Below are 25,488 nucleotides of genomic sequence, written 5' to 3'. Positions count from 1 at the left end.
TATTTGTGAACACTTACAACGACGTTATTATGTTTTCGCGCTTGTTTTGTTCTTGTAGTTGTTTTTGTTTTTGTTTTGTTTTTTCTTAGTGATTTATTACTTGGTAGGTGCTTATGAGGGGCTTGGAAGGGGCTATATAGCGTTTTATTCCCGTCTAATTTTTAATTACACACGCCTCCTACAATCTTCTTATACTGTGTACACCCATAAAATTATATTCTTTCCGAAAATAAAAGTACTGAATTTTCTTCGTAGATAATCCAGTACTTGACGATTGAAAACTTATAAATGAAAGTGGCTACTATTAATAAGGTTAGTTGAAATACACTTCTACAAATCATTTTAGTAACGATACGATTATACATACCGAATTATCTATAACGGAACGTTCTGGGCGTGATTTCATTAATACTGTTAATCCTATTAAAGACGTAACTAATGTTTGCGCTACTGCTTTAGCGTTCAAATCACTTTCCAGTTCTCCGGACTGAATTCCTTTCATAATTAATTCTTGAAATATAACTGAGAGATACATTTGATGTTCTCTAGTTAGCACTTCAAACTTTTCATTATGAGGAGCAAGCTCAACCATTGTGTTAATACAAAAACAACCTTTACTTAATTCTTTTTTATATTCTTCTTCCACTATATTTTCAAACAATGTCCGAATTGCTTCTTTTACAGATTTTCCGCTTTGAAGTTTTGTTCGTATACGAGCCGCATGTAAATTTGTGTATCTCCTTAATGCCGCTTCAAATAAACCCTCTTTATCACCAAAGGCTGAATATAAACTCGGCTTTTGTATTTCCATTTTAGCAGTTAGATCACTTAATGAAGTAGCAGCGTACCCCTTCTCCCAAAAAAGTTGCATAGCAGCATCCAAAGCTTTTTCTTCATCAAATTCGCGTAGTCGAGCCATTTAAAATCCTCCCCTTCTCCATCTACTTTTTAAGATTATACATTATCACTTTATGTACCAATCAGTATATTATATATCGTATTAAATTATAAACGATGTGTCAAAAGAAAACGTTATTAATTCAAAATAAACTTGACATATCTATTTCTTCGAGATTATATTTTACTTACGAAATAACATACCGTTCGGTATATTATTTCCAATCACACAAAAAGGAGCTGATTTTATGAGTAGCAAAGAAAAAATGATGACCACTCTAAAACATACTCATATACATTCACCTGTTCATGCAACCATGTCACGCTATATGACTCTATTATTCGCAATAGCTTGCGGGATGGCTGTGGCGAATATCTACTTCGCTCATCCACTACTTGATTCTTTATCAAATGAATTTAAGATTAGTCATTCAACTATCGGTATTGTGATTACGATTACTCAAGTTTGTTACGCACTCGGATTACTTTTATTCGTCCCACTTGGTGACTTATTAAACCAAAAGAGACTCATTATTGTTCAAATGCTTTTATCTGTTTTCGCTTTAATTGTAATCGGAATCGCTCCCTCCAGCACCATACTTTTTATAGGTATGGCCTTAGTAGGACTTCTTGCAACTGTGACGCAAACACTCGTCGCATACGCATCAATTTTAGCTAATCCAGCTGAACGTGGACGCATAGTAGGTTTCGTGACAAGCGGCGTTGTAATAGGTATTCTCCTTGCTCGTACATTTGCAGGCACATTAACAGATTTAGCTGGATGGCGGTCCGTTTATCTCACCTCCGCTACCCTTTTACTCTTCGTATCTTTTTTATTACATCGGAATTTGCCTACTCTTGAACAGAAAAGAATGACAACTATGCCTTACCAAAAATTAATACGTTCTGTTCTCTTATTATTTGTAGAAGAACGACTCTTACGCATTCGCGGAATATTAGCATTGCTCATTTTCACTTCATTCAGTATTTTATGGACTTCTTTAGTATTACCTCTAAGTGCTACACCTCATAATCTATCACATACAGCTATTGGTGCATTCGGTCTTGCTGGAGTTGCAGGTGCATTAGCTGCTACGAAAGCGGGACAATTAGCTGATAAAGGATTAGGACAACGAACAACTGGCATAGCCTTATCTTTATTAGTACTTTCATGGCTCCTAATTAAATTTATTAACTACTCTCTATTGTTACTAATTTTCGGCATTATCCTTTTAGATTTAGCTGTGCAAGCTGTACATGTCACCAATCAAAGTATGCTTTTCACAGTGCGCCCTGAAGCAAGAAGTCGAATCACTGCCAGTTACATGATTTTTTATTCTATCGGTAGTGCAACGGGTGCCATTCTTTCAACAAATGTTTATGCAAAATACGGATGGAACGGAGTATGCCTATTAGGTGTATCCGTTAGTGCTTTTGCTCTTTTATTTTGGGCAATGACCTTACAGCAATCATCACAACTAAAAAAAGAATAATTCATTTATATATTTTCTAATATGCATTTTTCTACAAGACTATAGAATACCATTTACTTTTTAAAATAAATCAACGGCATTTTCATATTAAAAATGCCGTTGATTCCAAACTTTTATGTATGCGATTCGCCATGTCATGTTAATGGTTCCTATACTAACGAAATACCTCTATTACAAATTACCTTTAACTTGTCCAACAATCTCATTTATCGTATTTCGATCAAACTTATCACTAATTTCGTATGGCTTACGATCTTCTACTAATTGTACCCCTACGATGTCTTTTCGGTCTTTACCATATTGCACTTCAATAATAGATCCGCGCTCTATTTGTTTCCAAATGAGACCTGCTTCATCTTTATTATCTAAAATAATGCAGTCCTCAATACTTTCGTCAATCCCAATTAACTTATTATCATCCATATATCCAATCTCGTATTGTTGCCGTTCTTTCGCTTTGCCACTTACTAATATACCTTTGCTACCATATGAATAATCCGTATAGTCCTTTTTCTCCTTTTGTACCTCTTTCGACTTTTGTGCTTCCGTTTTTTCAGCAGCTCCACAACCTGTAATAAGACTGATTGGCATAACCGCTATTAATACAACTCTAGTAAATTTCTTTATCATTTATAACCAACCTCATATATTTAATGCAAAACTCCATTTATTACTTTATTAAAGAATAACATGATACTAAGTAAACAGAACGAAAGATAACATATTATTTACATACCCACATTTTAATGAAGGACCAGGCCATTTAAACCTAGTCCTTCATAACTTTAACCTTGCTTCACATACTTAATTGTATTAAATGACGTCTCATTAAATAATCGCAAGTTTTCCCCATCATAATCTTGAACTTTATATGCTATTTTCTTTTTTTGAATTGTATCTTCTACACCGTCTACTAAACGTTTATTAAGATGTAAATAGATTGTAAAAGCTTCCTTATCATATTCCCAAGTTCCTTCAATATAATTCTTTTTATTTGGATACTCACCTTTACCATACGTTTCAAATGTCTTATCACCTTTTAAAATGAGTGACATATTGAAACCGTCTGTTCCTTGGAATCCCCAATTACCGATTAATTCCGTACCATCTTTCACATTCTTCATAACATTATCTGTATTAATTCCAGCTTTCTTATCTAACTCTTTCAAATCTTTCATTGATACTGTACCGTCACCAATTTTAATATCTCCTTCAAGATCTTTGAATGCCTTAAGCCAGTAAATATCCCCTTCTTTCACTAACTTTTCAGATTTCTCTATTAACTCTTTATCAGTCTTATCACCTTTTTCTCTTTTTTCTTTTCGGGTGAATACTTCATTTATTAAAGAAAAAGACTCTCTAAAATAACTAATTGCTTTTTCAAAATCTTTTTGTTGGTTTACATACTCTGTAGGGGGATCTATCGACTCAAATTTATCTAACACTTTATTTAATTCTTTCACACTATCTACTATATCTGATTTCTTTTTCTTACCGTCAAAAACCTCTCTTGTAATATTGTTATGCTCCGCAAACAACTTATCAAACTCTACCCCTAATTTATACACTTTATTAGGATAGTCTTCCTTTGAAACTTTTTCTTTCTTACTATTAGACTTCGATTCTTTTACTTTAGACTCTTCCGTTTTCTCCTGTTTAGAAGTGTTCGTTTTCTCAGAAACTCCACAACCAAATAACAACATGACCGGAACTGCTACCCCTAGTAGTTTCTTTGCATTCATGACTGATTTCTCCTTCTACTTGAATAGATTACTCTTACTATACCCATCCTCTTTTTTTATCTTGTAATTAAAGTTACAATCGCAATAACTCCTAAAATTGGTCCCCAATATTCCATTTTTATAAAAAATAATGAGTGCTTTTTGTTAAACATAACTTTTTCACCAGTTTCGGCATCTATATAAACTTTCCCATTTGGCTTATTAATATATCTCCCTAAATACCAAGACATAACCCCTGATATAATAAACATTACCGCCATTGGCCAACTATGATCTTGAAAATATGTAGCGTCCCCCGTTATAGATCCAAAGATAGCCTTACCCAAAAGAGTATTAATAATTACAATAATTGCGACTAAAAAACCCCAACCAGACCAAATAATCATTTATTTCTCCTCCTAAAGCATACAACTTTGTGCTTTATGTTAATTTGAACTGCAAACGAAAACGTTCAAAAAACCGAATATTCAGACGCTAATAATTATATTTAGCTTACATTCGATTCTAACTTTAATGTTCTAAATGCAAATGAACCAGATATAATTTGTAAAATTGTCGGAATAAGTAAAAAGAATAATGACATAAATAACATAACTATAGGAATCACAATCATACAAACTCCATAAACTTTATTATTAACCTTGTTTACTAAACACGATAAAATGAACAACCCTATTTGAACCGTTAAAATAATAGAGTAATAAACTAAAAGTCCATAATTAACACCTTCCATAATATTAAATGCTACAACTATTAATATTATGGAAATAATAATTCCCAAAATGCCACCAATTAAACCTAATACGAATTCAAGCGTTCTTTTCAATTCAATCCCCCTTTTATGAACCACTAACAACTTGTATATTTTTCCCATTCATCATCATACCAAATATCCATTGGAAAAACTATACAAATGTATTTTTTATTCTACTGTACTTTGCTTCTAACTATAGATAACTTGTAGCAGTCACAAAATCAAAACCTTCAAAATTACTAACCGAATTGTCATACTGAAAATTATAAATTAATATGATAGAATTGTAGGATTTCTTTAATTTAACTTCTTCCTTAATTCGAGAAAGTATTTTATCATCATATGAACATCCCGTTAATAACATAGAAACATTATCACTCGCTTCTTCTAACACTTCCTTTTCAATAAAATCCTCATCTACATCAATCATATCAATATTAAAATCAACAAAAAAACTCGCTGGTATAGCGTCTCCTTCTTCATCATATGTAACATCGATATATGCATCTAACTGATCTTGCGTTTGCATATTACCTAACCATATTGAAACCATTCCATGTACTTCCATTCATAGCGTCCTCCATTATGAATATATATTCTCATTCAACTTACGCTTTACATACTCTGCAATTTCCATCTCCCCTCTTTCAACAGCAAAGGTATAAGCGTCCATTTCTTTCATATTATTACCAGAATATTTTATCGTTATATCTATCCCATTCATAACTAGCAATTTAACAATCTCAAAATGCCCACTATATATGGCAGCAAACAGAGGATTTCGATCCGGCTCACTAGTATCCATTTCAACTTGATGTTTAATAAAGTACTCTGCAATATGTAAATGCCCTTTCGTAGCTGCTCTTTCAAGTGCATTTGTAGAGAAAGTCCCACACTTTGCATGAATATCTATCCCTGAATGGATTAAATACTCTATTATTTCTAAATTCCCATAGGCCGTCGCTACATGTAACCACGTACCAAATGGTGTGACATACGATAACATTTCTCGATTTTTGCCAAGCAAATCTCTTAACCTGTCCAATTGACCATTTTTTATAGACTCTCTAATCTTTTTCGCAAATTGAATTTTATCCATTTTTTTACCGCCCACTTTTTTCTATATTATACCACCTTCTCAATAAGCTTTATTTTCATTTACAATAAAGTGCAATTTATTGTATTCAAAAATCAAACCAAGTTTCGATGCCTTTAGAAATTAGACATACCTCTTGAATACAATTAGTATTAACATAAGAAATACGAAAGCCTTAAAAAGGCTTTCACATGAAGGAAGGAAGTGCACAGCTATGGATTTTAAAACAGTTATGCAAGAACTTGAATCTCTAGGTAAGGAACGAGCGAAAAAAATATACATATCTAATGGTGCGCACGAGCCAGTCTTCGGAGTTGCTACAGGTGCCATGAAACCAATCGCAAAAAAAATAAAATTAAATCAAGAGTTAGCTGAAGAGCTTTATACCACAGGCAACTACGATGCTATGTACTTTGCAGGTATTATTGCCGATCCAAAATCTATGAGTGAATCGGATTTTAATCGTTGGATAGACGGGGCTTATTTTTATATGCTATCTGATTATGTAGTAGCCGTAACTTTATCGGAGTCAAATATTGCACAAGACGTTGCTGATAAATGGATTGCAAGTGGGGACGAACTTAAAATGTCTGCAGGCTGGAGTTGCTACTGTTGGCTTTTAGGAAATCGCAAAGACAATGAGTTTTCCGAAAGTAAAATTTCCGATATGCTTAAAATGGTGAAAGATACGATCCATGATTCGCCAGAACGAACAAAATCCGCTATGAATAATTTCCTAAACACTGTGGCAATTTCATATGTGCCACTACATGAAAAAGCAGTAGAGACTGCAAAAGAAGTTGGTATAGTTGAAGTCAAACGGGAGAATAAAAAGAGCAGTTTGTTAAATGCTTCTGAAAGTATTCAGAAAGAACTTGATAGAGGCAGACTTGGTTTCAAACGTAAATATGTAAGGTGTTAAAAGTATGAAGGTGTCAATCTAAGTGAGATTGACACCTATTTTTATGGACATTACTAGATTAATGGGACTCAAAGTTAAAGAGAACCAATCATTCATTTCCCTCTATACATCTAAAACTTCTTCTTTCAATTTATATACTCTATCTCTTTTCTCATCATCTTTGATAAAAATAAGTTTTCCTTCTTTAACAAAACCTTCTAATATTAAGCATACTTGACCATATGCTTTAGGCTTATTTGTTGTGAATCTTTCATCGGGTATTTTACCAGATCGTATTAATCGTTCGCATAGCTCAAGTACACTTATTTCTTCAGAATTAAGTAATTCCAAAATAGCTTTTTGCAATGGCGATAACGGTACGGGTATCTCAGCTACCTCCACCTTCTCTTTTTCTTCTTCAAATAAATCTTCAAATGAAATTTGATTCATTACATCTTTTCCTTTCTCACAATTGATTTATATAACATGAACTGAATCCTATATGTACTGGAACTTTAAATATTATGTATTGTTATGTAGTACTTACCTTATTACATGAATTTCAAACTCATGTCCGTAATTCCATATAGTATGTTTCGATTATACCAAATATACGTTCTGTCTTCTATTGTAGAATTTTTTATAACAGGAATGAAAGTAATAGTGAACATTTATCTCCTTTTCAGTTTTATAAACCATGTAAAAAAACAGAAAAAGTTTATATAACAAAATTATAGTTTCCTATTAATTTTCTATGCTAAAACGTAAAAAAGCACTTTTTGCCTTTAATTGACAATCAAGTGCTTTAAGTTCATATGTTTTTAAGTTGCGTAAATTTGTAAGTTTTGTAGTAACAGTATGACACCTTTTGTACATCATGACAAATACTATATTAAAACTTACGAGTTTGTACGAGTTCGTTAGTTTAATATACATTCCATGTGTTTATATTCATCACCCATTAAAATGTCATCTCGCCTAAGCTCGTACTTTATTTTCTATTCTATCATTGCACACAGAACTCTATGATGGTACACCCATCATAGAGTATGTATTTTCAAACAGCCTATTATTTTTTCTGTCTTTTATTTAGTTAAATAGGATTATTCGGAAATTCACTATGATATTTATCGATTAACGCTTTATATTCTACATCATTTGGTACTTCTCCTAAGTATTTATTTTTCCAAATAATCATTTGGTCACTAAAACTATATTCCGTATCAAACCAATTTGTATAATTATAATGTAACTTAAATTTCCCACTACTCTCTAGGGAAATTGTAAAAGAATACCAAAGTTCTTGCTGATTATCTTTAAAAACATTTCTTAGTTCCTTACTCAATTTATATAAAATATCTTCTTTTCTCTCAAATTCATCTTCATCAATTTGATATTTGAAAGGAATTTCTACACTATATTTATATTGCTTATTTTCAAGTGTATTATAAAAAAAGTAAGTTCCTCCCCCATTTTCTGATATTTGAGCATAAAAATAAAATTTATTCCAATCTTCTGGAATCATTTCATTAACTGTTTCAGCTATCTCTCTATATAATCTATTCATTTCCTTTTCCATACTCAACCTCCTGCTCTATTTTCAATGATTTTCTTAAATATTCCTTTACCTTCAATTTCATAAACTACTTTATATGAATCTGGTCTTAATGAAGTCCCAACAAAAACTGGCTTAATTTTTACAGATACTTTTTTGGGGGAATCTCTTTCAGAGCGTTTGCCCACTCAGTCTCCATCTTGTACCACTCTCCACCAGAGCGATTAATTTGCCTATTCTGAGCAAGCAAATTATCAATATCTCCCGAACCACGAAACTGAGTTCCTATCAAGTGTCCACCATCATCATCAACCAATCTATCTTCTCGACCTGCTGCCACTTGCATTCCCGGGTTTCGCGTTCCTTTTTGAAGTATTAACTCTTCCGCATTTACATCTATTATTCTACCAAGTTCATCTGTTGTATATTTATAATTCTCCTCAGTAATATAACGTACGTTTGGTGCAAGTTCTTTCCTTCCATTCTTCCCTTTAATGATGTGTTCCCCAAAATTTTCTCCTGTTATTTCAGTTATCTCACTATTCTTACCCGTACCCTTAACCCCACCACTCTCCAAATTCGAGATCCTACTCTGAATACTCGCCTTTGAGGCATCATGGGCTTCCTGGAATTTCCCGCTATAGTTCGTTCCAGATCTAACGACACTTCCATCTGGCATTATTTCTACACCTTTAACGAATGGGGTTACGGAGTCCACACCTTTTGCTAGTTTAATTTCAATTATATAATACTAGTAATTTCTTTTTGCCCTAATTCATAAAAATAATTTTTATACATTCAAAGCATACCTATCTATAAAAAAAAACACTTGTTGCCTTTAGTCGACAATCAAGTGCTTTAAATTCATGTATTTTTAAATAGCATAAATCTGTAAGTTTTTTAGTAACAGTACGACACCTTTTATATGTCATGACAACTACTAGGTTAAAACTTACGAGTTTCTATCAGTTCGTTAGTTTAATATGCATTCCATGTGTTTTGAAGTATGCACTTTTTAATAGCCTACTCTTTTTTTTCCACTGCAAATACACTTTATTTTCTATTCATCTACATATATGATTGTTATCTTTAACCAAGCACCACATTTTTTAGCATTCTCATGTATAAAGTATAGTTTTAGCATTTATAAAGTTACTGTAATCCATTTCGTATATTTGCTTAATATCTTAAATTATTAATTACAACATATAAAAGTTGGTAATTAAGGATTCTTCAATCCATTAATAAAATCCTTAAAGCTATCAGCTATTTTATACGTATTTTCTTCTTCACTAGACTGTGGAAAATAAAAAGAGTGATCCCAATAATATACACCATGGTTTTCAGTATCTGTAATAAGTACAATTAACCCTGAACTCGGATCATCTCCTATGATTAAACTGGTCGGTAACATATCTTCTTCAAACTCTTCATAGCATTCACTTAAATCAAAAGTTTTTTTTACACCTATACCATACAAAACATCTAAAGGGATTTCCTGATTTAATTCTTTAACAAAAAATTTACTATACCTAACTTTCGAAGTCCCTCCGTTATATTCACTTAAAAATTTTTTATAATCTTCCGGAAGTAAAAATCCTAAAAACTCTTCTAATTCTTCAATTGATTCTTCAGTTGCTTTACCAAAAGCATTTAAATTCATTTATTTCACTCCTATTTAATCTTTTAACTTCTTAGCTAATGACATTCCACCCATATGTCGAAATCTTCTGTGCATCTCTTTACTAACTTCTTGCATTGTTGTTAAATCTTGATGATGGTGCCATGTGTTTTCATCTAATTTTGGTCCATTTGGAGCTAATTCATCAGCCTTAGCAAAATCAATGTCATATCTATTAAATTCACCTATCGGAACTTCTTGTCTTACCAACCCAGCAGATTTAAAGTCGGGAAAACCTCCAGGATAATAAACTCGATTTGGAGGAATCTCCCAATCAATATAAGTCCATATTCCTTCCTCACTAATTTCGATTTTTCCACCTTTTTTCTGCCATTTTTCAGGATCTCTAGAATATAAGGGTTTAGTAGATAATTGTTCCTCTGTAAATTTCACTATTTCTGGATTTTTACCCGTACCCTATGTTGTAATCTTAAACCCTCACAATAAAAAAGCAAACCATGTAAACCCTTATTAAACTACTTCTTTTTCTTCCACTACTGGCAACTCATAAGCTGTTTTATATTTCATCATGCCATATACAATGTTTACAAGCCTTCTCATAATACATACCAATGCTTGTCCTTTTGTTTTTCCCTCTTTAAGTTTCTTTTGATAGTATGCATGAAACACTGGGTTTCTAGGTAACTTACTTCCTTTCGCTACTTGCACTTGCTGTACTGCTAAATTATAAAATAAAGCGTGTAGCGCCCTGTTTCCTTGTTTGCTTTTGTGTGTCTTACCTTTCCCACCAGAACCAAAGTAAACAGGCGCAATCCCCGCAAATCGTGCTAATTTATTGGCATTTGTAAATCGCCTTACATCCCCAATTTCTGCAATTAATGCTGATGCCGTTACAAGTTCTATTCCCGGCATCGTCTCTAATTGATAATCTAGTAGATTTACTAACCGTTTTAATTCTCTTTCGATGTATTTCATTTCCTTCTTTTTAAACTCAATATCCCGTACAATACTTCTTACTAAAAAGTCTCGTGTTTCTTGATACTCTTTCATTGTTTGTCCATCTTCTTTTACAAGTTTTAATATGTCGCTTGCTTTCTTTACTGAACATGTATTGTTGCTAACATCTAATAAAAAAGCTGTTAATTGCTTTATATTCGCACCCTCTAAACAAAAGGGTGACGGATACTGCTGCCAAAATGCTAATGCTGTTTTTCCATCTAACTCTGAGAAAAACTTTTTATAACTTGGATAATGGTGGTTTAATTGAATATGTAATTGGTTCTTTAACGCACTTTGTGCTTTTACTAATGCATTCCTTCTTGAAACTAGTTGTTGTATCGACCAAAATAAATCGTTTGGCTTTGCATCTGGTAATTGATTTAACTTATTTATTAGTATACGGGCTACGCATTCCGCATCCCAACTATCACTTTTTTGTGTCGTCACATGGCTTTTTCGCTCTAAAAATGATAAAGCTGGATTTACTTCTTTCACTACTTGTTCATGATCTACTAAATATTTCGCTAACGCTCTTCCATAACCACCAACATCCTCTAAACCAAATACAACAGTTATCCCAGCACTCACATATGTCTCTACTTCTAATAAAAACTTCGAAAATGCAGATGGTTTATTATCAAATTGTATTTCTCCTAATTTTTCTTGCCAACAATTAATAATAACAGCCGTATGATGCTCCTTATGTAAATCTACTCCTACATACAAATAGTTCTGTCTATTATGCATAACTCATCCCTCTATTCAATGATTTAGTCATATATAAAAACGTCGGCAACCTTAGTTCGAGCGTTCATCTTCCGATGCGCATAGGTACGCAAGCCTATCCATTTTCATAATTTCATAAGTACATATAGTAAAATGAGTGATTTTTTTAAGTACGACTATTATATAATTGCTGGATGTTTACCGTTTGTTTGTATTTGCCCGTATGTATATATCCCTCGATAAAAACTCTCTCGGTCTAACATGCGTTTCACTTGTACTTTCGTAAATTGTTTTCCTTTCTCTGTACGATAACCTTCCCTATTCAGTCGTTCTGCCAATTGAGTCAGCGACCAATGTTTAAAAAAGTGTCTTAACTCAAATAGTCTACGTACAACCACTGCTTTCTCCGTATCTACTTCTAACACCTTTTGTTCTTTCTTTACTCTATAACCAAACATCACACCGCCCCCCGCATATCCACCTTGTTCTGCTTTCTTCTTTCTGCCTCGACTTAGCTTTAATGCAATCTCAAGACGTTGATATTGATCTAATAGCTCTAACATACCATTTACTAAAAAGTCATTTGGGTCATGCGTGTATATACTATAATTTGGTTGTTCAATTGCTTTCACATCTACCTTGTGTTTCTTTAGCTCTCGTTGTATTAACACTTTTGCCATATCAGAGCGCCATAACCGAGATGTATTTAGTACAATAACTTTGCTCACTTGATGATATGCCATATCCGACAATAGCTCTTGTAGACCTTCACGTTCAACTGTTAATCCATCTTCATCTACTTTCGCTCCGCTGATTCCTTTATCTTCGTATATGTGAAGCAGTTGTAGTTTATTTTCGATGCAGTACCGTTCAATTTCTTCTACTTGATACGTTAGGCTATACCCTTCACGCACTTGTCCTTCCGTTGAAACTCGTACATAACCAACTACTTTCTCTCCCATATTGAGCCCCTTCCCGTTACAGCAATTACAATCCCTGTAACGTTTACCCGTTTTTTGCGGATAACGTGTGCATAACGTCCATCCGTTAAAACGTACTTTACGATGATTTCCAAAAATAATACAACCCTTTATTTTTTCCTCTACTATCGTCGTACGCTGTACATAGCCATTACAATCTATAAAACAACAATAAAAATTTAACACTTAATACACTTATAAAATTATAATGCTCTTTTAAATTTCTACGCTTAAACGCAAAAAAGCACTTGTTGCCTTTAATTGACAATCAAGTGCTTTAAGTTCATATGTTTTTAAGTAACATAAGTTTGTAAGTTTTGTAGTAACAGTATGACACCTTTTGTATGTCGTGACAACTACTACGTTAAAACTTACGAGTTTGTACGAGTCCGTTAGTTTCATGTCCATTCCATGTCTTTATATTCGTCGCACAGTAAAATGTCATCTCGCCTAAGCTCGTAATTCTTTTTCTATTCTATCATTGCACATAATACTCCATGACGGTACAACCATCATGAAGTACGTATTTTCAAACACTCTATTTTTTTCTCTCCACACCACATATACTTTATTTTCATTGATCTTTTTATGAATTATTGTATATTTAACTTTAGCAATACAAACATTGACATATCTGCAAATGAATTAGTAAGTGTAAGTTATTAAAACTAATCCTATATATCCATTCGCATAGGAGTAAAACACTTGCTTCTTCTATTATTGGACAGGGCCCATAAACTCAGTAATAATTAGAATATGTTCCTTCAATTTCACCTTTTTTAAATTCTCTACTTTTTCTTCTCCACCAAGCCCTAGTAAAGGTGTATAACCAAAACATTCTTCATACTCTGGTTCATTATATTGTTTTATTGCCTCTGGATAAGGTAACCAACCTAATGCCCTTTGTTTAAATGCTTCTTCCTCTAAAAATCTAATAAACAAGGAGAATTTTGAGGCTAACACTTTTGTTTTACCTTTCCGATAGTTAATCATAACTATATACGACTCTTGATTTTCATCTTTCTCAAAAATTATAATATCACCTAGGGATGTAGTAAAAATAGGAATCGTTCCTTTACTCCTTAAGTATGTGTCACTTACTAAAGAACTAAAATCATCCGGATTTATTACTTTTAAATAGCCATCCATAAAAGTCCCATAGCCATAAATTCTCCATGCTTCAATCAATTCTTTAGGAAGGTATTCTTTATACTTATTTATTGTAGACTCTTCTACTTTACTATTTTTTTTAAAATCACTATAAATACTCAATTGACAATCCTCCTTTAATATGTAAGTTTAACATTTAAATACGTATTTTTCCGTTGTTCTAGGGTTAAACTCTTTTCTAATTCCTTGATTTGTTCATCAACAATATCAATTCTATACCGCCATTGACTACCTAGTGAAGAATTTATCCTTTTATCCCCCAGACCACCAATATGCAACGGATTTCCCCCTGCTATTTGATCAGGATTATGAAGTGCTGCCTGTGTTTTCAACCAACTAGCTGCTTTTCCCTCAGCTTCTTCCCAAGACATTCCACTTTCAAATAATTCTTCTATTTTTTTACTTAAGGCTTTTTCACGAGCTGCTTGTTGTGCTGCATTTCCTTCTATTGCTCTACCTTCATCAATAAATCGCTTCCGATTTTGCTGATACTCATATACGGTTAATTCATTCATACCTTTTTCTTGATCCTTTAACTGTCTTGCAAATTCTTCTGAATCGAATTTAGTTTTATAATTAAAGTTTACTTCAATTTCATCAATTCGCGGAACGTTATCTAGGTTCTTTACTTCACCCGTACCCTTAACCCCACCACTCTCCAAATTCGAGATCCTACTCTGAATACTCGCCTTTGAGGCATCATGGGCTTCTTGGAATTTCCCGCTATAGTTCGTTCCAGTTCTAACGACACTTCCATCTGGCATTATTTCTACACCTTTAACGAATGGGGATACGGAGTCCGCACCTTTTGCTACTAGACCTTTAATGAAGTAGTCCGCATCATTAATCTTATCTACGGTTTTCCAGCCTTGTATTTTTAAATTTTTTAATAGATTATTTTCCTTAAGCGATTGTACCACATTTTTACCCAAATTTGGATTAAAACCAGGCATTCCTTCTTTGAATTTTAATAATTTCGCTAAATCAGCTAATTCACTCGTGCCTTTGAATGCTTTTACTCCTTTTCCTACTGCTCCAACAACTGGGATTGCATCTAATCCACCAAAAATGATGTTTCCTACCCGCTCTTCTTGGCTCAATTTCCGGTGTGTTCCCCAGTCTTCTCCGTCGATACCGCTTTTTATTTGTACAGCGCCGTATACTACTGCGGCAGCGGCCCCGAGTGGTGGGCAAAGGATTGTTGTGATGATGATTCCTACGCCTATTCCTATGTCTCGCACCATTTCTAGTTTTTTCTGTTCATCTTCTATCGATTTGTATTCAAATCCTCGTGTGGATGGGACTACTTTCTTGTATTCTTCATAATTTAGTTTTGCATCCGGATTTTGTTTTTTTAGTTCTTTGTATTCCTCTCTCAGTACGTTATCAAATGCAGGTGAATCTTTAAAAATATCTTCTATTGTTATTTTATCTTTTTTTGTTTTTATTGTTTGTGGTACACTTCCGTACCCTGCATGCGCATCTGGTAATACTGTCGTTGTTGTGGAGCCAATTCGGTTATCTGTTTCGAAACTGAGAATAGATGTATCTCTCATTTTTTGAGCGAATTTATCCATTTCTACTAAAAAAGGTTTATCTATATGTTCAGAGACTACTCGCCCTACTTCTCCGCAATATTTTTGTAATGTCGTATAACTATCAAGTAATTCCCCGATTTTTTGCGATTGATCTTTTGGGTTAAAATGTATACTACCATCCGAGTCTAAATCTCGTATTCTTCCATCAATTCTTTTTAATGATTCATTTGCTTCCCGTAATTTCATGAGTGCATCTTTTGTAATTCGATTCATACCATCTCCCATGTTTTGCCATGGTTCAGGTCTATATTTCACATCCATTTCGTTTTCATCCCCCAGCCGTATGGTGATTTCTACAACTTACTTAATCTTTCACGTAATTGTTCGTCCTTTTCAAGCATTTCCACGCATACATTTCCTACAACTTTCGCCGACCTCAAATAGTGTTCAGACAATTCAAGTGTTTTGTGTAATATATCAGGATATTTTTCAATTACTCTCATCGCTTCACCTTTTTGATAAAAATCACTGCTTAATAAACTCTCAATATTCGTTCCAATGACGTCTACATGGATTTTATATATATCTTCTAATTTCATTACTATATCAAGTAGTTCTTGAAAATTAACTAATACTTCTTCTCCACCACCAGAACCACCATCTCCCATTGATACTTGCATTATTCAATACCTCCTAACGAAAATTGTCTCGGGTCAATTAATTTTTTATACGGCATTTTTAACACGTCATACAATTTCTTATTTACCGCATAGAGACTCACCCAGTCATATCGATTACGTTCTACATCAATTTGAACGAAATCTTCTCCTTCAGTGAAATATAAGAAACATTCCCATTTTCCTCCTCTATTACTCCGAGGCCTCGTATACGTTTCTATCGCTATAACATCTTTATTTGATAAATCTTTTTCCTCAAATGTTTGTTGTTCTTCTTCTGTCATTCTCTTTGAGAAAAATGTATCTTCTATTTCCCTCGGTTCTCTCAATAAGAAAGGGATGCGTGTTAATAAGGAAAAATATACGTCTGGCTTTGGTATGTAGTCGATCTCGTATTTTTTATTTGGCTCTATTTCCGTTAATACAGCCACTCGGTCTTTATCCTCTTTTAAAAAGCCAATTAATACATTATTCATTCTCGTGTATTCATGACAATTTTCATATTCCTTTAATAGTTCAATTATTTGAAAAGCTGCAGGGGTAATTCCGTTTTCACTTGTAAGTAGGCCTTTTTCTTTTAAACTCGTAGTTGCTTTCGTGACACATTCTGCATCAAGTAAAATAATTGCGTCACGGTTTGGCAATCCAAATATATCGGTAACCCCAGCTGCACCTGCGAGAACATATAATTCAGCAGGTGCAAAACTCATTTCTTTCCCCATTCTTTTATCCCTCGTTTCTCCATCACAATTGTTTTATCGCCCTTACTTCCGATCTATCTCCGTACGTTTGAATGCTTTTATCTAACTCTTTCAAAGCTTTCGTATGCCCTTCAAATGCCTCTACCATTTCTGAATTATATTGAATGATCAAATCAAGATAACTTAAAAAAGCATCTCGCGTTTTTCCATTCCATTTCGCACCTGTGACATATGCTTTTAAGTCTTTCGCTTGGTTTAAAGAATCCTTCATACCATTTTCAATGTTTTGTGCGTAAGAAATGGCACTTGCAGTGTTACTTCCTATAATTTCAACCTCTTTACCACTCATGTTCGTTCCCTCCATTCTTTGTATACTTAATGGATAAGTTTTTCAATTTCCTTTTTCTTTTCTTCAAAAGCTTTGGTCGCTGCAGCGTATGCTGACGCTTTCTCCGATTCTGCTTTCGCTTTATATTCCAAATACTTTGCATAAGCTGTACTTTTTGCAGATCCAACATCGCTTAATGCACTTTTAAAATAGGATACTAATGTATTTAATTCTTCATCCTTTTCATGACGTTTTTGTTCAAATTCAACTGCCGGAATTTTATTAGCTTCCAAGCCATTACTTTTACTCTCATAATCTCTCTTCGCTGATTCAGCCTCTTGAATGAATTGCTTTAACTCTCTTTCTTTATCTTTTAAATAATCATGTAAATCATCATACCGATCTCGTTTCCTCGCACTTTCTGTAAAACCAGACGCATTTAAAAAAGCATTGTACAATTCATCTAACATCTTTCTCCCCCTTTATTACAATAATTATGTAGTTAAATTCGTATATACAAACATGAATATTCATTACATTAAGAATTAACAAATAATTATTTTTGCATATTGCTATTTTATCAAAGGGGTTTTAACATTTCCATATTTTATAAATAGCTTTCGCATTTTTCTTCAATTGTAATACCTGAAAAGCAGGCAGTCTTTAAGGCCTAATTAAGTAAGTATTCTATGTTACGAATGAAAAAGGATCTGATATAAATATCAGATCCTTTTTCACTGCTTCTTTTATAAATTTAATTTCTTGATACATACATCGTTTCACACGATAACTGGTTCATACGTGCTCAAATTATCATACACAGTTTTTACAATACTAGGCGGAAGGTTAACACATCCTCAGATCCACCTTTTCCTGTGGCAGTGCATAATGTTTAATAGAATCAAAGCATATTTTTACTTGCCTGACTTAATTTTTTCGCTATACTCTTCTAAAGTTAACCCTTTTTCTTTTAGATACACAGCAACTTCTTTTCCTACATAACGATAATGCCATGGCTCATACTTAATGCCAGTAATATTCTCTTTATCTTTCGGATAGCGGAGAGTAAACCCATACTCTGCAGCATTCTTATCTAACCATTTGAATGCATCAGTCGTTTCAAATTTTGCATTTAAATCTTCTACCGTATTCTGCCATTCAACTGAAATAATGTCTAACGCTAATCCCGTATGATGTTCACTTGCACCAGGATACTGAAGATATTCCAATGCTTTAGCACTAGCCTCTTTATCCGACAAACCTTGAGATTTATAGCTTTTAACTGAAGCATCATAATAAGTTTGTTGTAATTTTATAGCTCGATAACCTGATCTTAAATAAAGATTGATTCCCTCTTTTTTTGCAGCTGCTACCATATCCTGATAGGAAGTTGCAATTCTACTATCTATTTTCATATTTGGCTTCGCATTTTGAGTAATACTTGTTAATTCAATTCCTAGTTCCTTTGATAACATATGCTCTCTATTTACAAGAATAATTCTCCAATCATTAACATCAGAGATAGGTAAAACATCTTTTTTATTCGCATTTATCTCATTTTTATTTTTATCGTTATTATTAGTAGTTTCCTGAGATGTTTGCTTTCCACTACAAGCAGCAAGGCTCCATCCCATTGCCAATACCAATGCTAAAATTATAAATTTTTTAATTGTATCTCATTCCCTTTTTGTTTATTAGTCTTTATACCAATTTCCCAACACATCTCTAGGAATCTCCTTGAAATCCTCTAAAGAAACGGGGCCGACAAATTTTTTAATCCCATGATTTTTAGAATCTTCATCCGAATAATCTTTTAAAAATTGAATTTTAAATTGTTTCTTACCATCAGCATAGTCGGTTACTGTCGGTACGAGTGCCGCTTGTCGTATACCAAAAGTTTTATCTTCATACTTAACAAATTGTATATAAGATAATCCTCCTACCAATGTTTCTAATTTTTCTTGAGCAGAAATAAGATTTCCAAGAGAATAATAGATTAGCGTTTCATGTCCATCTTTATTTTGTTTCCACTCAATTGGTTGAATTACATGTGGATGATTTCCAATTACTACATCTACACCTAAATCTGTTAAATATTGAGCAACTTCTTTTTGTTGCTTTGAAGGTGTAGAGGTATATTCTACTCCCCAATGCACCATAACAATCACCATATCAGAGCTACTCTTTGCCTTTTCCACATCATTTTGGATCGCTTTTTTATCCATTACATTTAATGCCCAAGACTTATCAGCTGGAATTTTAATTCCATTCGTACCGTATGTATAATTTAGTAACGCAAAACGAATACCATTTTTTGTAATCGTTTTTATTTCATTACGCTCATTTTGATTCTCATTAATGCCTAATGGGATAACATCCGGATATTTCTTCCAGTATTCTCTTGTATTCGCAACACCTTTAATACCCATATCCATAGCGTGATTTGTCGCTTGCGTCACTATATTGAATCCAGTGTCCACTAAAGATTGACCTACTTCTTCAGGTGTATTGAAAGTCGGATATCCCTGTACTTTTAGATTATTTCCTGCTATTGGAGTCTCCTGGTTCACTATAGCAAGATCACTTGATTGAACAGCTTTTTTGATATTTTCATAAATATAGTGATAATCATATGAACCGTCTTTTTGTTTGCCATCTTTAATTACTGCATCATGATATAAATTATCACCCGTTGCCATTACATTCACAACCGATTTTACTTTTTTATCTTCAATAAAATTAGGAGACTGTTGAATGGGACTTTTCTCTACCCAGTTTGGTGCTTTTAATGATGTATCTGTATTTGATTGAGCCGGTGGTGATGAAGCTTTAGATGACTTAACATCTGTATTATCACAAGCGGTTAAAAGTACTAAAAAAATAAGACATAATAAAAATTTATTTTTACTTCTCTGTAAATTATGTAACATGTAATCCTCTTTTCTGTTCTATTACTTATAACCAATTTTAACAAATAACTTTTTAAACAACGTATTTTGGTTTTACACTTCATTATGGAAGGACACTTTGTTACAACTGCTTCGGAATATACGGATAACTATTTTCCACTTTCTAGCAATCTATCGATTCTATTAGAATTGATAGATTGCTAAAAAAGCATTATCCACCAGGATGCCGACTAGATTCCAATCAACATCCTCCATATATTGAATTTGATATACCTCTTCCAATTGTAGTAGCTGGTTAATCTAAACAATAGAGGAGATATAGCCTCTTCTCTTGCTTTACATTTGTGAGTGGCTCCAAAAAGAGGGAATCGTTGCCGTCCCCTCTTTAGATAGTGCAAAATTTTTGTACCTATTTTCTTTAAGTCGAGCGACAATCATTATACGAATCACAATAAGTAAGACCCAAGAACTTATTTTACCAATATATTAAAAAAGTAGCAATATCACCTGCGATTCATATAAAGAAGCCAATTAGGAGAAATGAAAAAGGAAGTCGTTATCTCTATCGTACAATTGATAAAGATGATGTAGCTCAAGTATTAAAAAAGTTAATCTGTACTATTAACAACAGTTAAAAGAAAAAAATAGTTATTTCCTATATCGAAAATTATGTAAATGAATACTGTTATGAAACGACTATACGATGGCACCGTTATATTTCCATAAAACTAACAAACTAAAATACCACGTAACATTACAAGAGTTACGTGGTATGTAAACGATGAAATATTAAATTTTCACTGATTGTTCTTCTTGATAAATAATTTCACCATCAATAATAGTTATTTCTACTTTTAAATCTTTAATTCGGTTTGGATTCACACTTAAAATGCTGTCATTTAATATAACTAAATCCGCCAACTTTCCGACCTCTATGCTTCCTTTTATCTCTTCTTCAAAACTCGCATAAGCGCCATTCCATGTGTATAGTTTAATAGCTTCCATTACACTTATAGATTGATTCACACCAACCTCTATTCCAGACTTCGTTTTTCTATTGACAGCAACATGAATTCCTAATAAAGGGTTATAGTCGGTAACTGGTGCATCCGAACTACCTGCTGCAATGATGCCTCGATCAATATAATCACGAGCAGCGTACATATGATTAACACGATCACCATAGTGCCGTACATATATCTCTCCGAATTCATATGGAAATGGAGGGTTTGGAATTGGAACTATCTCAAGTTTTTTCATTCTCTCTTGTAAATCTGGTGAAGAAATTCCCGCGTGCTCGATTCGATGACGATGATTTTTTCTTGGTGATTCCTCTAACGCCCTTTCTACACAATTTAAATACATTTCAATAGCTTTATCACCTTGTGCATGCACAGTGATTTGATAACCTTTTTTGTGTGCTTCGCCTAACACTTGATAAATTTCTTCCTCATTATAATAAAGAATGCCATAATTGTTACGATCACTCGAATACGACTCACGGGTTGCAATTGTAGGTCCAGTGCTACTTCCATCTGTAAACAGTTTAGCTGGTCCAACCTTGAACCTCTCATCTCCGGTACCAGTTATCACACCAGCTTCGACCATTTTATTAACAAATTCATGGGAGTTATTTATTTGACATATCATTGCATATATTCGGACACGAATATCCCTACTCTTCGCAGCTCGTTGTAGTAAACGAAAGCTCTCAGGTCCATCTCCACCTGCGTCATGTATACTCGTTATACCAGCTGCAACGAAATGATCTGATGCAATTTTCACAGCCTTCATCATTTCACTTTCTTTATAACTTGCAACTTCACTCATCTCCATATTTGCTGCTTCAATTAGCCTTCCTGTAAACTTTCCTGCCTGATCCTTTTCAATAACTCCCCCACTCGTGTTCGGTGTGTTCTCGTTAATTTGCGCAATTTCTAATGCTTTGCTGTTCACTACGCTTATGTGGTGACAAGTACGAGTTATAATAATAGGATGGTCAACTGAAATGTCATCCAGCTCAGTAATTGTTGGATAACGCTTTTCCTTCACAGCGGTTTCATTAAAGCCCCAAGCACGTATCCATTCACCTTTTGGCGTTTCTAATGCCTTCTTTTTTAGGTCATCTAACAAAGCTTCGATAGAATCAATATGTTCAGCTTTACAACTGACAGCCAACTGATTTTGTCCATAAGAAATGAGGTGCAGATGGGAATCAATGAATCCAGGAAGAAGCGTTTTTCCTTGCAAGTCAATTACATCCGTTTTTTCTCCTATAAAACTCTTAACCTCCTCATTCGAACCAACAAATGCGATACGATTATTTTTTATTGCCACAGCTTCGACTACTGTATTCTTTTGGTCGACTGTAATAACTTCTCCATTTAACAAGACAACATCAGCTTTCATAAACTCAACCCTTTCTGAATTACCCTTTTCGAGTAATTCATTCCGTATTTACAGTTACATCTCTCAATAGGATCTTCCGCCTTTTAACAAATTAAAGTTGAGCTAAACACTCTTTTATTGTTGTAACGATAAAAGTAAAGTCTTCCTCTGTAATGCTTAATGGCGGTGCAAGTTGCAAAATATTATTGTAACCGGCAACAGTGTCACCATTTTTACCGATAATTAGACCTTTTTCTTTACAAGCATTGATGACTTTGTTCATCTTTTCAATGGAAGCCGGTTCTTTTGTTTGCTTATCTTCCACTAGTTCAATACCTAAAAGAAGACCTTTTCCGCGAACATCTCCTACGTTTGGATGTTCTTTTACATCCTCTAGTTCATCTAACAGTCGTTCACCCAATTCCTTGGAACGGTCAATGAGTTTCTCATTCTCCATAATTTCTAAATTTTTCAAAGCTAAGGCGCAAGCTGCAGGGTTTCCTCCGAACGTATTCACATGGCGAAATCGATCATAATCTTCGCTGCCTACGTACGCCTCATAAATCTCTCGTTTAACTGCTGTTGCCGACAAAGGAAGATACGCACTTGTAATACCTTTTGCCATCGTAATGATATCTGGTTTGACACCGTAATTCATAAATCCAAACGGCTTCCCTGTCCGCCCAAATCCACATATTACTTCATCACAAATGAGCAACGCACCGTGCTTCTCGCAAATTTCTTTTACTTTTGCCATATATTCATCAGGAGGCATCAAAATGCCGCCCCCAGTAATAATCGGCTCCATAATTACGCCGGCTACTGTTTGACTTAACTCCCATGTCATGACACGATCGATTTCATCGGCACTTGCCAGTGTACGAACATCTTCTGGATTGCGATACGTATCAGGCGGTGCTACATGCAAGAATCCTTGCCCAAGTGGTTCATATTTATACTTTCTTTGTGCTTGTCCTGTTGCCGCAAGAGCCCCCATTGAGTTACCATGATAAGCACGATAGCGTGAAATAAACTTATAGCGTCCATGATCACCTTTTTGCTGATGATATTGACGAGCAATTTTAAACGCTGTTTCATTTGCTTCCGATCCACTGTTAGAAAAGAAAATAACGTATTCATCATCAAGCCATTCATTCAATTTCTCTGCTAATTTAATAGCAGGAACATGACTTTGTGTCAGAGGAAAATATGGCATTTCTTCCAGTTGTTCAAAAGCCGCTCTTGCAAGCTCTTTACGGCCATACCCAACATTCACGCACCAAAGACCGGACATGCCGTCTAAATAACGGTTTCCATTAATATCCGTCACCCATGCTCCTTCTGCTTTTGTAATAATTAAATTCGTTGGATTAGGGGATGCTCCTTTCATTGCATGCCAAAGGTACTTTTCATCTGCTTGTTTCAAATTTTGTGTTTGCTCTGTCGCTTGCACAATCACCAACTCCATTCTATCCGTTTATGATTTTCTATCACTCTATCAATAACGAGCCGTAAGCATTTTCTTGCGCGTATAAAATTCTACGCCATCTTTTCCATTTGCATGGAGATCACCATAGAAGGATTTCTTATAACCTGAGAATGGGAAGAATGCCATTGGAGCAGGGACCCCAAGATTGACCCCAAGCATACCTGCATCAATTTCTTCACGGAATTCACGAATTGCTTTCGCGCTATCGGTGTATAGGCATGCACCATTTGCGAACGGTGATGCATTAGCAACATGAATCGCTTCCATCAAGCCTTTTACGCGTATAATAGAAAGAACTGGTGCGAAGATTTCATCTTGCCAAATTTTCATTTCCTGTGTCACATTGTCAAAAATCGTTGGGCCAACAAAATAACCGTTACCGTTTGCTGCATCATCTTCACGTCCGTCACGAATAAGTGTCGCTCCCTGCTCTATACCAGATTGAATGTATCCAAGTGTACGCTCTTTATGGCCGTCACGAATAACGGGACCAAGGAAAACATCTTCTTCCAGGCCATTACCAATCGTAATTGCATTCGCCTCTTGAAGCAGTCTATTAACGAGCTCATCTGCAACGTCTTCTTCCACTACAACAACAGCCGCCGCCATGCATCTTTCACCCGCTGAACCGAAGGCAGCACTTGTAATTTCTTTCACTGCAAAACTAAGGTCCGCATCTTTTAATACGATCGAATGATTTTTTGCACCTGCAAGAGCCTGTACACGTTTGCCGTTTGCTGCTGCTGTTTTATATATATACTCAGCGACAGGTTGAGAACCAACGAAAGATACAGCCTTCACATCCTCATTGTCAAGAATGCCATTCACGACGTCATGTGCACCATGTACAACATTTAGTACTCCATCTGGAAGGCCTGCTTCTTTAAACAGTTCAGCTATGCGATTCGCCAGCAACGGTGTTCTTTCAGATGGTTTTAATACAAACGTATTTCCGCATGCAATCGCGAGTGGGAACATCCAGCATGGCACCATCATCGGAAAGTTAAATGGCGTTATTCCTGCGATTACTCCGATTGGATAACGATACATCCCTGATTCAACACCAGTAGCAATATCAGGAAGTTGCTCTCCCATCATTAAAGTAGGTGCACCTGCTGCAAATTCAACACATTCAATCCCTCGCTGTACTTCACCGTAAGCTTCTTTATAACTTTTTCCATTTTCCAAGGTAACGAGTTTCGCTAACTCCTCCCATTTTTCAATCAAAAGCTGTTGGTAGCGAAATAGAATCCGAGCACGCCGAGGTACAGCAACCTTTTTCCATGTTTGGAATGCTTCTTTCGCAGTTGCTACAGCTCTATCCAAATCTTCTTTAGTCGAAAGCGGCACACGAGCAATAGTCTCTCCTGTTGCTGGATTTGGTACATCTTCTACTTGTTTACTTTTAGATTCTATCCATTGTCCACCAATATAATTTTTTAACGTTTGTACATTTTTCGTTACTACCATGATGAAACCTCCTAATTTTAAGATAGCCGTCCT

At 34.5% G+C, this 25,488-nt stretch carries 26 protein-coding genes and 1 pseudogene; 2 read left to right on the top strand and 25 right to left on the bottom strand.

The genetic code is table 11. The features are described from left to right. Positions 1-337: 337 nt before the first annotated feature. Positions 338-919, bottom strand: a complete 582-nt coding sequence (locus JDS81_RS09215; protein WP_000113325.1) for a TetR/AcrR family transcriptional regulator — start codon at positions 917-919, stop codon at positions 338-340. Between the two features lie 226 nt (positions 920-1,145). On the opposite strand from JDS81_RS09215, the gene JDS81_RS09210 reads away from it, so the two are divergent. Continuing rightward, on the top strand, positions 1,146-2,390 hold the full coding sequence (locus tag JDS81_RS09210) for an MFS transporter (RefSeq protein WP_097895184.1): 1,245 nt from the start codon (positions 1,146-1,148) through the stop codon (positions 2,388-2,390). A gap of 171 nt (positions 2,391-2,561) precedes the next feature. Here JDS81_RS09210 and JDS81_RS09205 read toward each other — a convergent pair whose 3' ends face one another. The 6 genes from JDS81_RS09205 to JDS81_RS09180 form a co-directional block, all read right to left on the bottom strand. Beyond that, positions 2,562-3,020 (bottom strand): hypothetical protein, encoded by a 459-nt coding sequence (locus JDS81_RS09205; protein ID WP_097954607.1) that lies wholly within the window; start codon positions 3,018-3,020, stop codon positions 2,562-2,564. Positions 3,021-3,175: 155 nt separating this feature from the next. Beyond that, positions 3,176-4,132 carry a DUF3994 domain-containing protein gene (locus JDS81_RS09200; RefSeq protein ID WP_097954608.1) on the bottom strand — a complete coding sequence of 319 codons (957 nt, stop codon included), beginning with the start codon at positions 4,130-4,132 and terminating at the stop codon, positions 3,176-3,178. 56 nt (positions 4,133-4,188) lie between these two features. Further along, positions 4,189-4,518, bottom strand: coding sequence for a hypothetical protein (locus JDS81_RS09195; protein WP_016080959.1), 330 nt, complete (start codon positions 4,516-4,518; stop codon positions 4,189-4,191). Positions 4,519-4,619: 101 nt separating this feature from the next. After that, the gene (locus JDS81_RS09190) at positions 4,620-4,958 is read right to left on the bottom strand and encodes a DUF4064 domain-containing protein (protein ID WP_097954609.1); all 339 of its coding nucleotides are present in this window, start codon (positions 4,956-4,958) and stop codon (positions 4,620-4,622) included. A 121-nt stretch (positions 4,959-5,079) separates the two neighbouring features. After that, complete coding sequence (locus tag JDS81_RS09185; RefSeq protein WP_097954610.1) at positions 5,080-5,454, bottom strand: immunity 22 family protein; 375 nt, start codon at positions 5,452-5,454, stop codon at positions 5,080-5,082. A 15-nt stretch (positions 5,455-5,469) separates the two neighbouring features. Further along, complete coding sequence (locus JDS81_RS09180; RefSeq protein ID WP_097954625.1) at positions 5,470-5,985, bottom strand: ankyrin repeat domain-containing protein; 516 nt, start codon at positions 5,983-5,985, stop codon at positions 5,470-5,472. A 211-nt stretch (positions 5,986-6,196) separates the two neighbouring features. On the opposite strand from JDS81_RS09180, the gene JDS81_RS09175 reads away from it, so the two are divergent. Beyond that, positions 6,197-6,904: a DNA alkylation repair protein gene (locus JDS81_RS09175; protein WP_097954611.1), complete on the top strand. Its 708-nt coding sequence runs from the start codon at positions 6,197-6,199 to the stop codon at positions 6,902-6,904. A 102-nt stretch (positions 6,905-7,006) separates the two neighbouring features. Here JDS81_RS09175 and JDS81_RS09170 read toward each other — a convergent pair whose 3' ends face one another. From JDS81_RS09170 to JDS81_RS09085, 18 genes and pseudogenes are all read right to left on the bottom strand, one after another. Continuing rightward, complete coding sequence (locus JDS81_RS09170; protein WP_001071904.1) at positions 7,007-7,333, bottom strand: DUF3895 domain-containing protein; 327 nt, start codon at positions 7,331-7,333, stop codon at positions 7,007-7,009. Between the two features lie 643 nt (positions 7,334-7,976). Next, positions 7,977-8,462 (bottom strand): antitoxin YezG family protein, encoded by a 486-nt coding sequence (locus JDS81_RS09165; protein WP_097954612.1) that lies wholly within the window; start codon positions 8,460-8,462, stop codon positions 7,977-7,979. A 2-nt stretch (positions 8,463-8,464) separates the two neighbouring features. After that, positions 8,465-9,156 (bottom strand): annotated as a pseudogene (locus tag JDS81_RS09160) (DNA/RNA non-specific endonuclease). A gap of 504 nt (positions 9,157-9,660) precedes the next feature. Further along, on the bottom strand, positions 9,661-10,101 hold the full coding sequence (locus JDS81_RS09155) for an SMI1/KNR4 family protein (RefSeq protein WP_001052204.1): 441 nt from the start codon (positions 10,099-10,101) through the stop codon (positions 9,661-9,663). Positions 10,102-10,116: 15 nt separating this feature from the next. Continuing rightward, positions 10,117-10,512 carry an HNH endonuclease gene (locus JDS81_RS30930; RefSeq protein ID WP_179864523.1) on the bottom strand — a complete coding sequence of 132 codons (396 nt, stop codon included), beginning with the start codon at positions 10,510-10,512 and terminating at the stop codon, positions 10,117-10,119. A gap of 78 nt (positions 10,513-10,590) precedes the next feature. Beyond that, positions 10,591-11,826 (bottom strand): IS110 family RNA-guided transposase, encoded by a 1,236-nt coding sequence (locus JDS81_RS09145; RefSeq protein ID WP_097954613.1) that lies wholly within the window; start codon positions 11,824-11,826, stop codon positions 10,591-10,593. Positions 11,827-11,984: 158 nt separating this feature from the next. After that, the gene (locus JDS81_RS09140; protein ID WP_046392896.1) at positions 11,985-12,767 is read right to left on the bottom strand and encodes a recombinase family protein; all 783 of its coding nucleotides are present in this window, start codon (positions 12,765-12,767) and stop codon (positions 11,985-11,987) included. A gap of 735 nt (positions 12,768-13,502) precedes the next feature. Continuing rightward, positions 13,503-14,057, bottom strand: a complete 555-nt coding sequence (locus JDS81_RS09135) for a T6SS immunity protein Tdi1 domain-containing protein (RefSeq protein ID WP_050821999.1) — start codon at positions 14,055-14,057, stop codon at positions 13,503-13,505. 14 nt (positions 14,058-14,071) lie between these two features. Next, positions 14,072-15,814 (bottom strand): polymorphic toxin type 15 domain-containing protein, encoded by a 1,743-nt coding sequence (locus JDS81_RS09130; RefSeq protein ID WP_097954614.1) that lies wholly within the window; start codon positions 15,812-15,814, stop codon positions 14,072-14,074. 32 nt (positions 15,815-15,846) lie between these two features. Further along, a complete protein-coding gene (locus JDS81_RS09125; RefSeq protein ID WP_001198195.1) occupies positions 15,847-16,173 on the bottom strand; it encodes a hypothetical protein in 327 nt (108 codons plus the stop codon). After that, positions 16,173-16,892, bottom strand: a complete 720-nt coding sequence (locus JDS81_RS09120) for a DUF5081 family protein (protein WP_048657060.1) — start codon at positions 16,890-16,892, stop codon at positions 16,173-16,175. Before JDS81_RS09120 ends, JDS81_RS09125 begins: the two co-directional genes overlap by 1 nt. Before the next feature lie 22 nt (positions 16,893-16,914). Further along, positions 16,915-17,220 (bottom strand): WXG100 family type VII secretion target, encoded by a 306-nt coding sequence (locus JDS81_RS09115; RefSeq protein WP_000014538.1) that lies wholly within the window; start codon positions 17,218-17,220, stop codon positions 16,915-16,917. A gap of 26 nt (positions 17,221-17,246) precedes the next feature. After that, the gene (locus JDS81_RS09110; RefSeq protein ID WP_097954615.1) at positions 17,247-17,669 is read right to left on the bottom strand and encodes a hypothetical protein; all 423 of its coding nucleotides are present in this window, start codon (positions 17,667-17,669) and stop codon (positions 17,247-17,249) included. 444 nt (positions 17,670-18,113) lie between these two features. After that, positions 18,114-18,845, bottom strand: a complete 732-nt coding sequence (locus JDS81_RS09105; protein ID WP_000241997.1) for a M15 family metallopeptidase — start codon at positions 18,843-18,845, stop codon at positions 18,114-18,116. Positions 18,846-18,893: 48 nt separating this feature from the next. Further along, positions 18,894-20,129, bottom strand: coding sequence for a CapA family protein (locus JDS81_RS09100; protein ID WP_087970201.1), 1,236 nt, complete (start codon positions 20,127-20,129; stop codon positions 18,894-18,896). A gap of 768 nt (positions 20,130-20,897) precedes the next feature. Beyond that, entirely contained in the window at positions 20,898-22,517 is a 1,620-nt protein-coding gene (locus JDS81_RS09095; RefSeq protein ID WP_097954616.1) for an amidohydrolase, read from the bottom strand. Between the two features lie 91 nt (positions 22,518-22,608). Next, positions 22,609-23,964, bottom strand: a complete 1,356-nt coding sequence (locus tag JDS81_RS09090; RefSeq protein WP_173781196.1) for an aspartate aminotransferase family protein — start codon at positions 23,962-23,964, stop codon at positions 22,609-22,611. A 30-nt stretch (positions 23,965-23,994) separates the two neighbouring features. Further along, complete coding sequence (locus JDS81_RS09085) at positions 23,995-25,455, bottom strand: CoA-acylating methylmalonate-semialdehyde dehydrogenase (RefSeq protein ID WP_097954617.1); 1,461 nt, start codon at positions 25,453-25,455, stop codon at positions 23,995-23,997. Positions 25,456-25,488 lie beyond the last annotated feature (33 nt).

It is taken from the genome of Bacillus cereus group sp. N31 (genome assembly GCF_016483245.1).
Classification (GTDB): domain Bacteria; phylum Bacillota; class Bacilli; order Bacillales; family Bacillaceae_G; genus Bacillus_A; species Bacillus_A toyonensis.
This window is presented reverse-complemented; position numbering and strand designations above follow the sequence as displayed.

What these genes read in the sequence shown, in the direction of transcription:
- JDS81_RS09095 (WP_097954616.1), bottom strand. Translation starts at nt 22,517, where the DNA reads ATGAAAGCTGATGTTGTCTTGTTAAATGGAGAAGTTATTACAGTCGAC.
- JDS81_RS09085 (WP_097954617.1), bottom strand. Translation starts at nt 25,455, where the DNA reads ATGGTAGTAACGAAAAATGTACAAACGTTAAAAAATTATATTGGTGGA.
- JDS81_RS09200 (WP_097954608.1), bottom strand. Translation starts at nt 4,132, where the DNA reads ATGAATGCAAAGAAACTACTAGGGGTAGCAGTTCCGGTCATGTTGTTA.
- JDS81_RS09090 (WP_173781196.1), bottom strand. Translation starts at nt 23,964, where the DNA reads ATGGAGTTGGTGATTGTGCAAGCGACAGAGCAAACACAAAATTTGAAA.
- JDS81_RS09175 (WP_097954611.1), top strand. Translation starts at nt 6,197, where the DNA reads ATGGATTTTAAAACAGTTATGCAAGAACTTGAATCTCTAGGTAAGGAA.
- JDS81_RS09140 (WP_046392896.1), bottom strand. Translation starts at nt 12,767, where the DNA reads ATGGGAGAGAAAGTAGTTGGTTATGTACGAGTTTCAACGGAAGGACAA.
- JDS81_RS09130 (WP_097954614.1), bottom strand. Translation starts at nt 15,814, where the DNA reads ATGGATGTGAAATATAGACCTGAACCATGGCAAAACATGGGAGATGGT.
- JDS81_RS09215 (WP_000113325.1), bottom strand. Translation starts at nt 919, where the DNA reads ATGGCTCGACTACGCGAATTTGATGAAGAAAAAGCTTTGGATGCTGCT.
- JDS81_RS09195 (WP_016080959.1), bottom strand. Translation starts at nt 4,518, where the DNA reads ATGATTATTTGGTCTGGTTGGGGTTTTTTAGTCGCAATTATTGTAATT.
- JDS81_RS09110 (WP_097954615.1), bottom strand. Translation starts at nt 17,669, where the DNA reads ATGTTAGATGAATTGTACAATGCTTTTTTAAATGCGTCTGGTTTTACA.
- JDS81_RS09210 (WP_097895184.1), top strand. Translation starts at nt 1,146, where the DNA reads ATGAGTAGCAAAGAAAAAATGATGACCACTCTAAAACATACTCATATA.
- JDS81_RS09155 (WP_001052204.1), bottom strand. Translation starts at nt 10,101, where the DNA reads ATGAATTTAAATGCTTTTGGTAAAGCAACTGAAGAATCAATTGAAGAA.
- JDS81_RS09115 (WP_000014538.1), bottom strand. Translation starts at nt 17,220, where the DNA reads ATGAGTGGTAAAGAGGTTGAAATTATAGGAAGTAACACTGCAAGTGCC.
- JDS81_RS09125 (WP_001198195.1), bottom strand. Translation starts at nt 16,173, where the DNA reads ATGCAAGTATCAATGGGAGATGGTGGTTCTGGTGGTGGAGAAGAAGTA.
- JDS81_RS09180 (WP_097954625.1), bottom strand. Translation starts at nt 5,985, where the DNA reads ATGGATAAAATTCAATTTGCGAAAAAGATTAGAGAGTCTATAAAAAAT.
- JDS81_RS09185 (WP_097954610.1), bottom strand. Translation starts at nt 5,454, where the DNA reads ATGGAAGTACATGGAATGGTTTCAATATGGTTAGGTAATATGCAAACG.
- JDS81_RS09205 (WP_097954607.1), bottom strand. Translation starts at nt 3,020, where the DNA reads ATGATAAAGAAATTTACTAGAGTTGTATTAATAGCGGTTATGCCAATC.
- JDS81_RS09120 (WP_048657060.1), bottom strand. Translation starts at nt 16,892, where the DNA reads ATGGGGAAAGAAATGAGTTTTGCACCTGCTGAATTATATGTTCTCGCA.
- JDS81_RS09100 (WP_087970201.1), bottom strand. Translation starts at nt 20,129, where the DNA reads ATGTTACATAATTTACAGAGAAGTAAAAATAAATTTTTATTATGTCTT.
- JDS81_RS09165 (WP_097954612.1), bottom strand. Translation starts at nt 8,462, where the DNA reads ATGGAAAAGGAAATGAATAGATTATATAGAGAGATAGCTGAAACAGTT.
- JDS81_RS09170 (WP_001071904.1), bottom strand. Translation starts at nt 7,333, where the DNA reads ATGAATCAAATTTCATTTGAAGATTTATTTGAAGAAGAAAAAGAGAAG.
- JDS81_RS09145 (WP_097954613.1), bottom strand. Translation starts at nt 11,826, where the DNA reads ATGCATAATAGACAGAACTATTTGTATGTAGGAGTAGATTTACATAAG.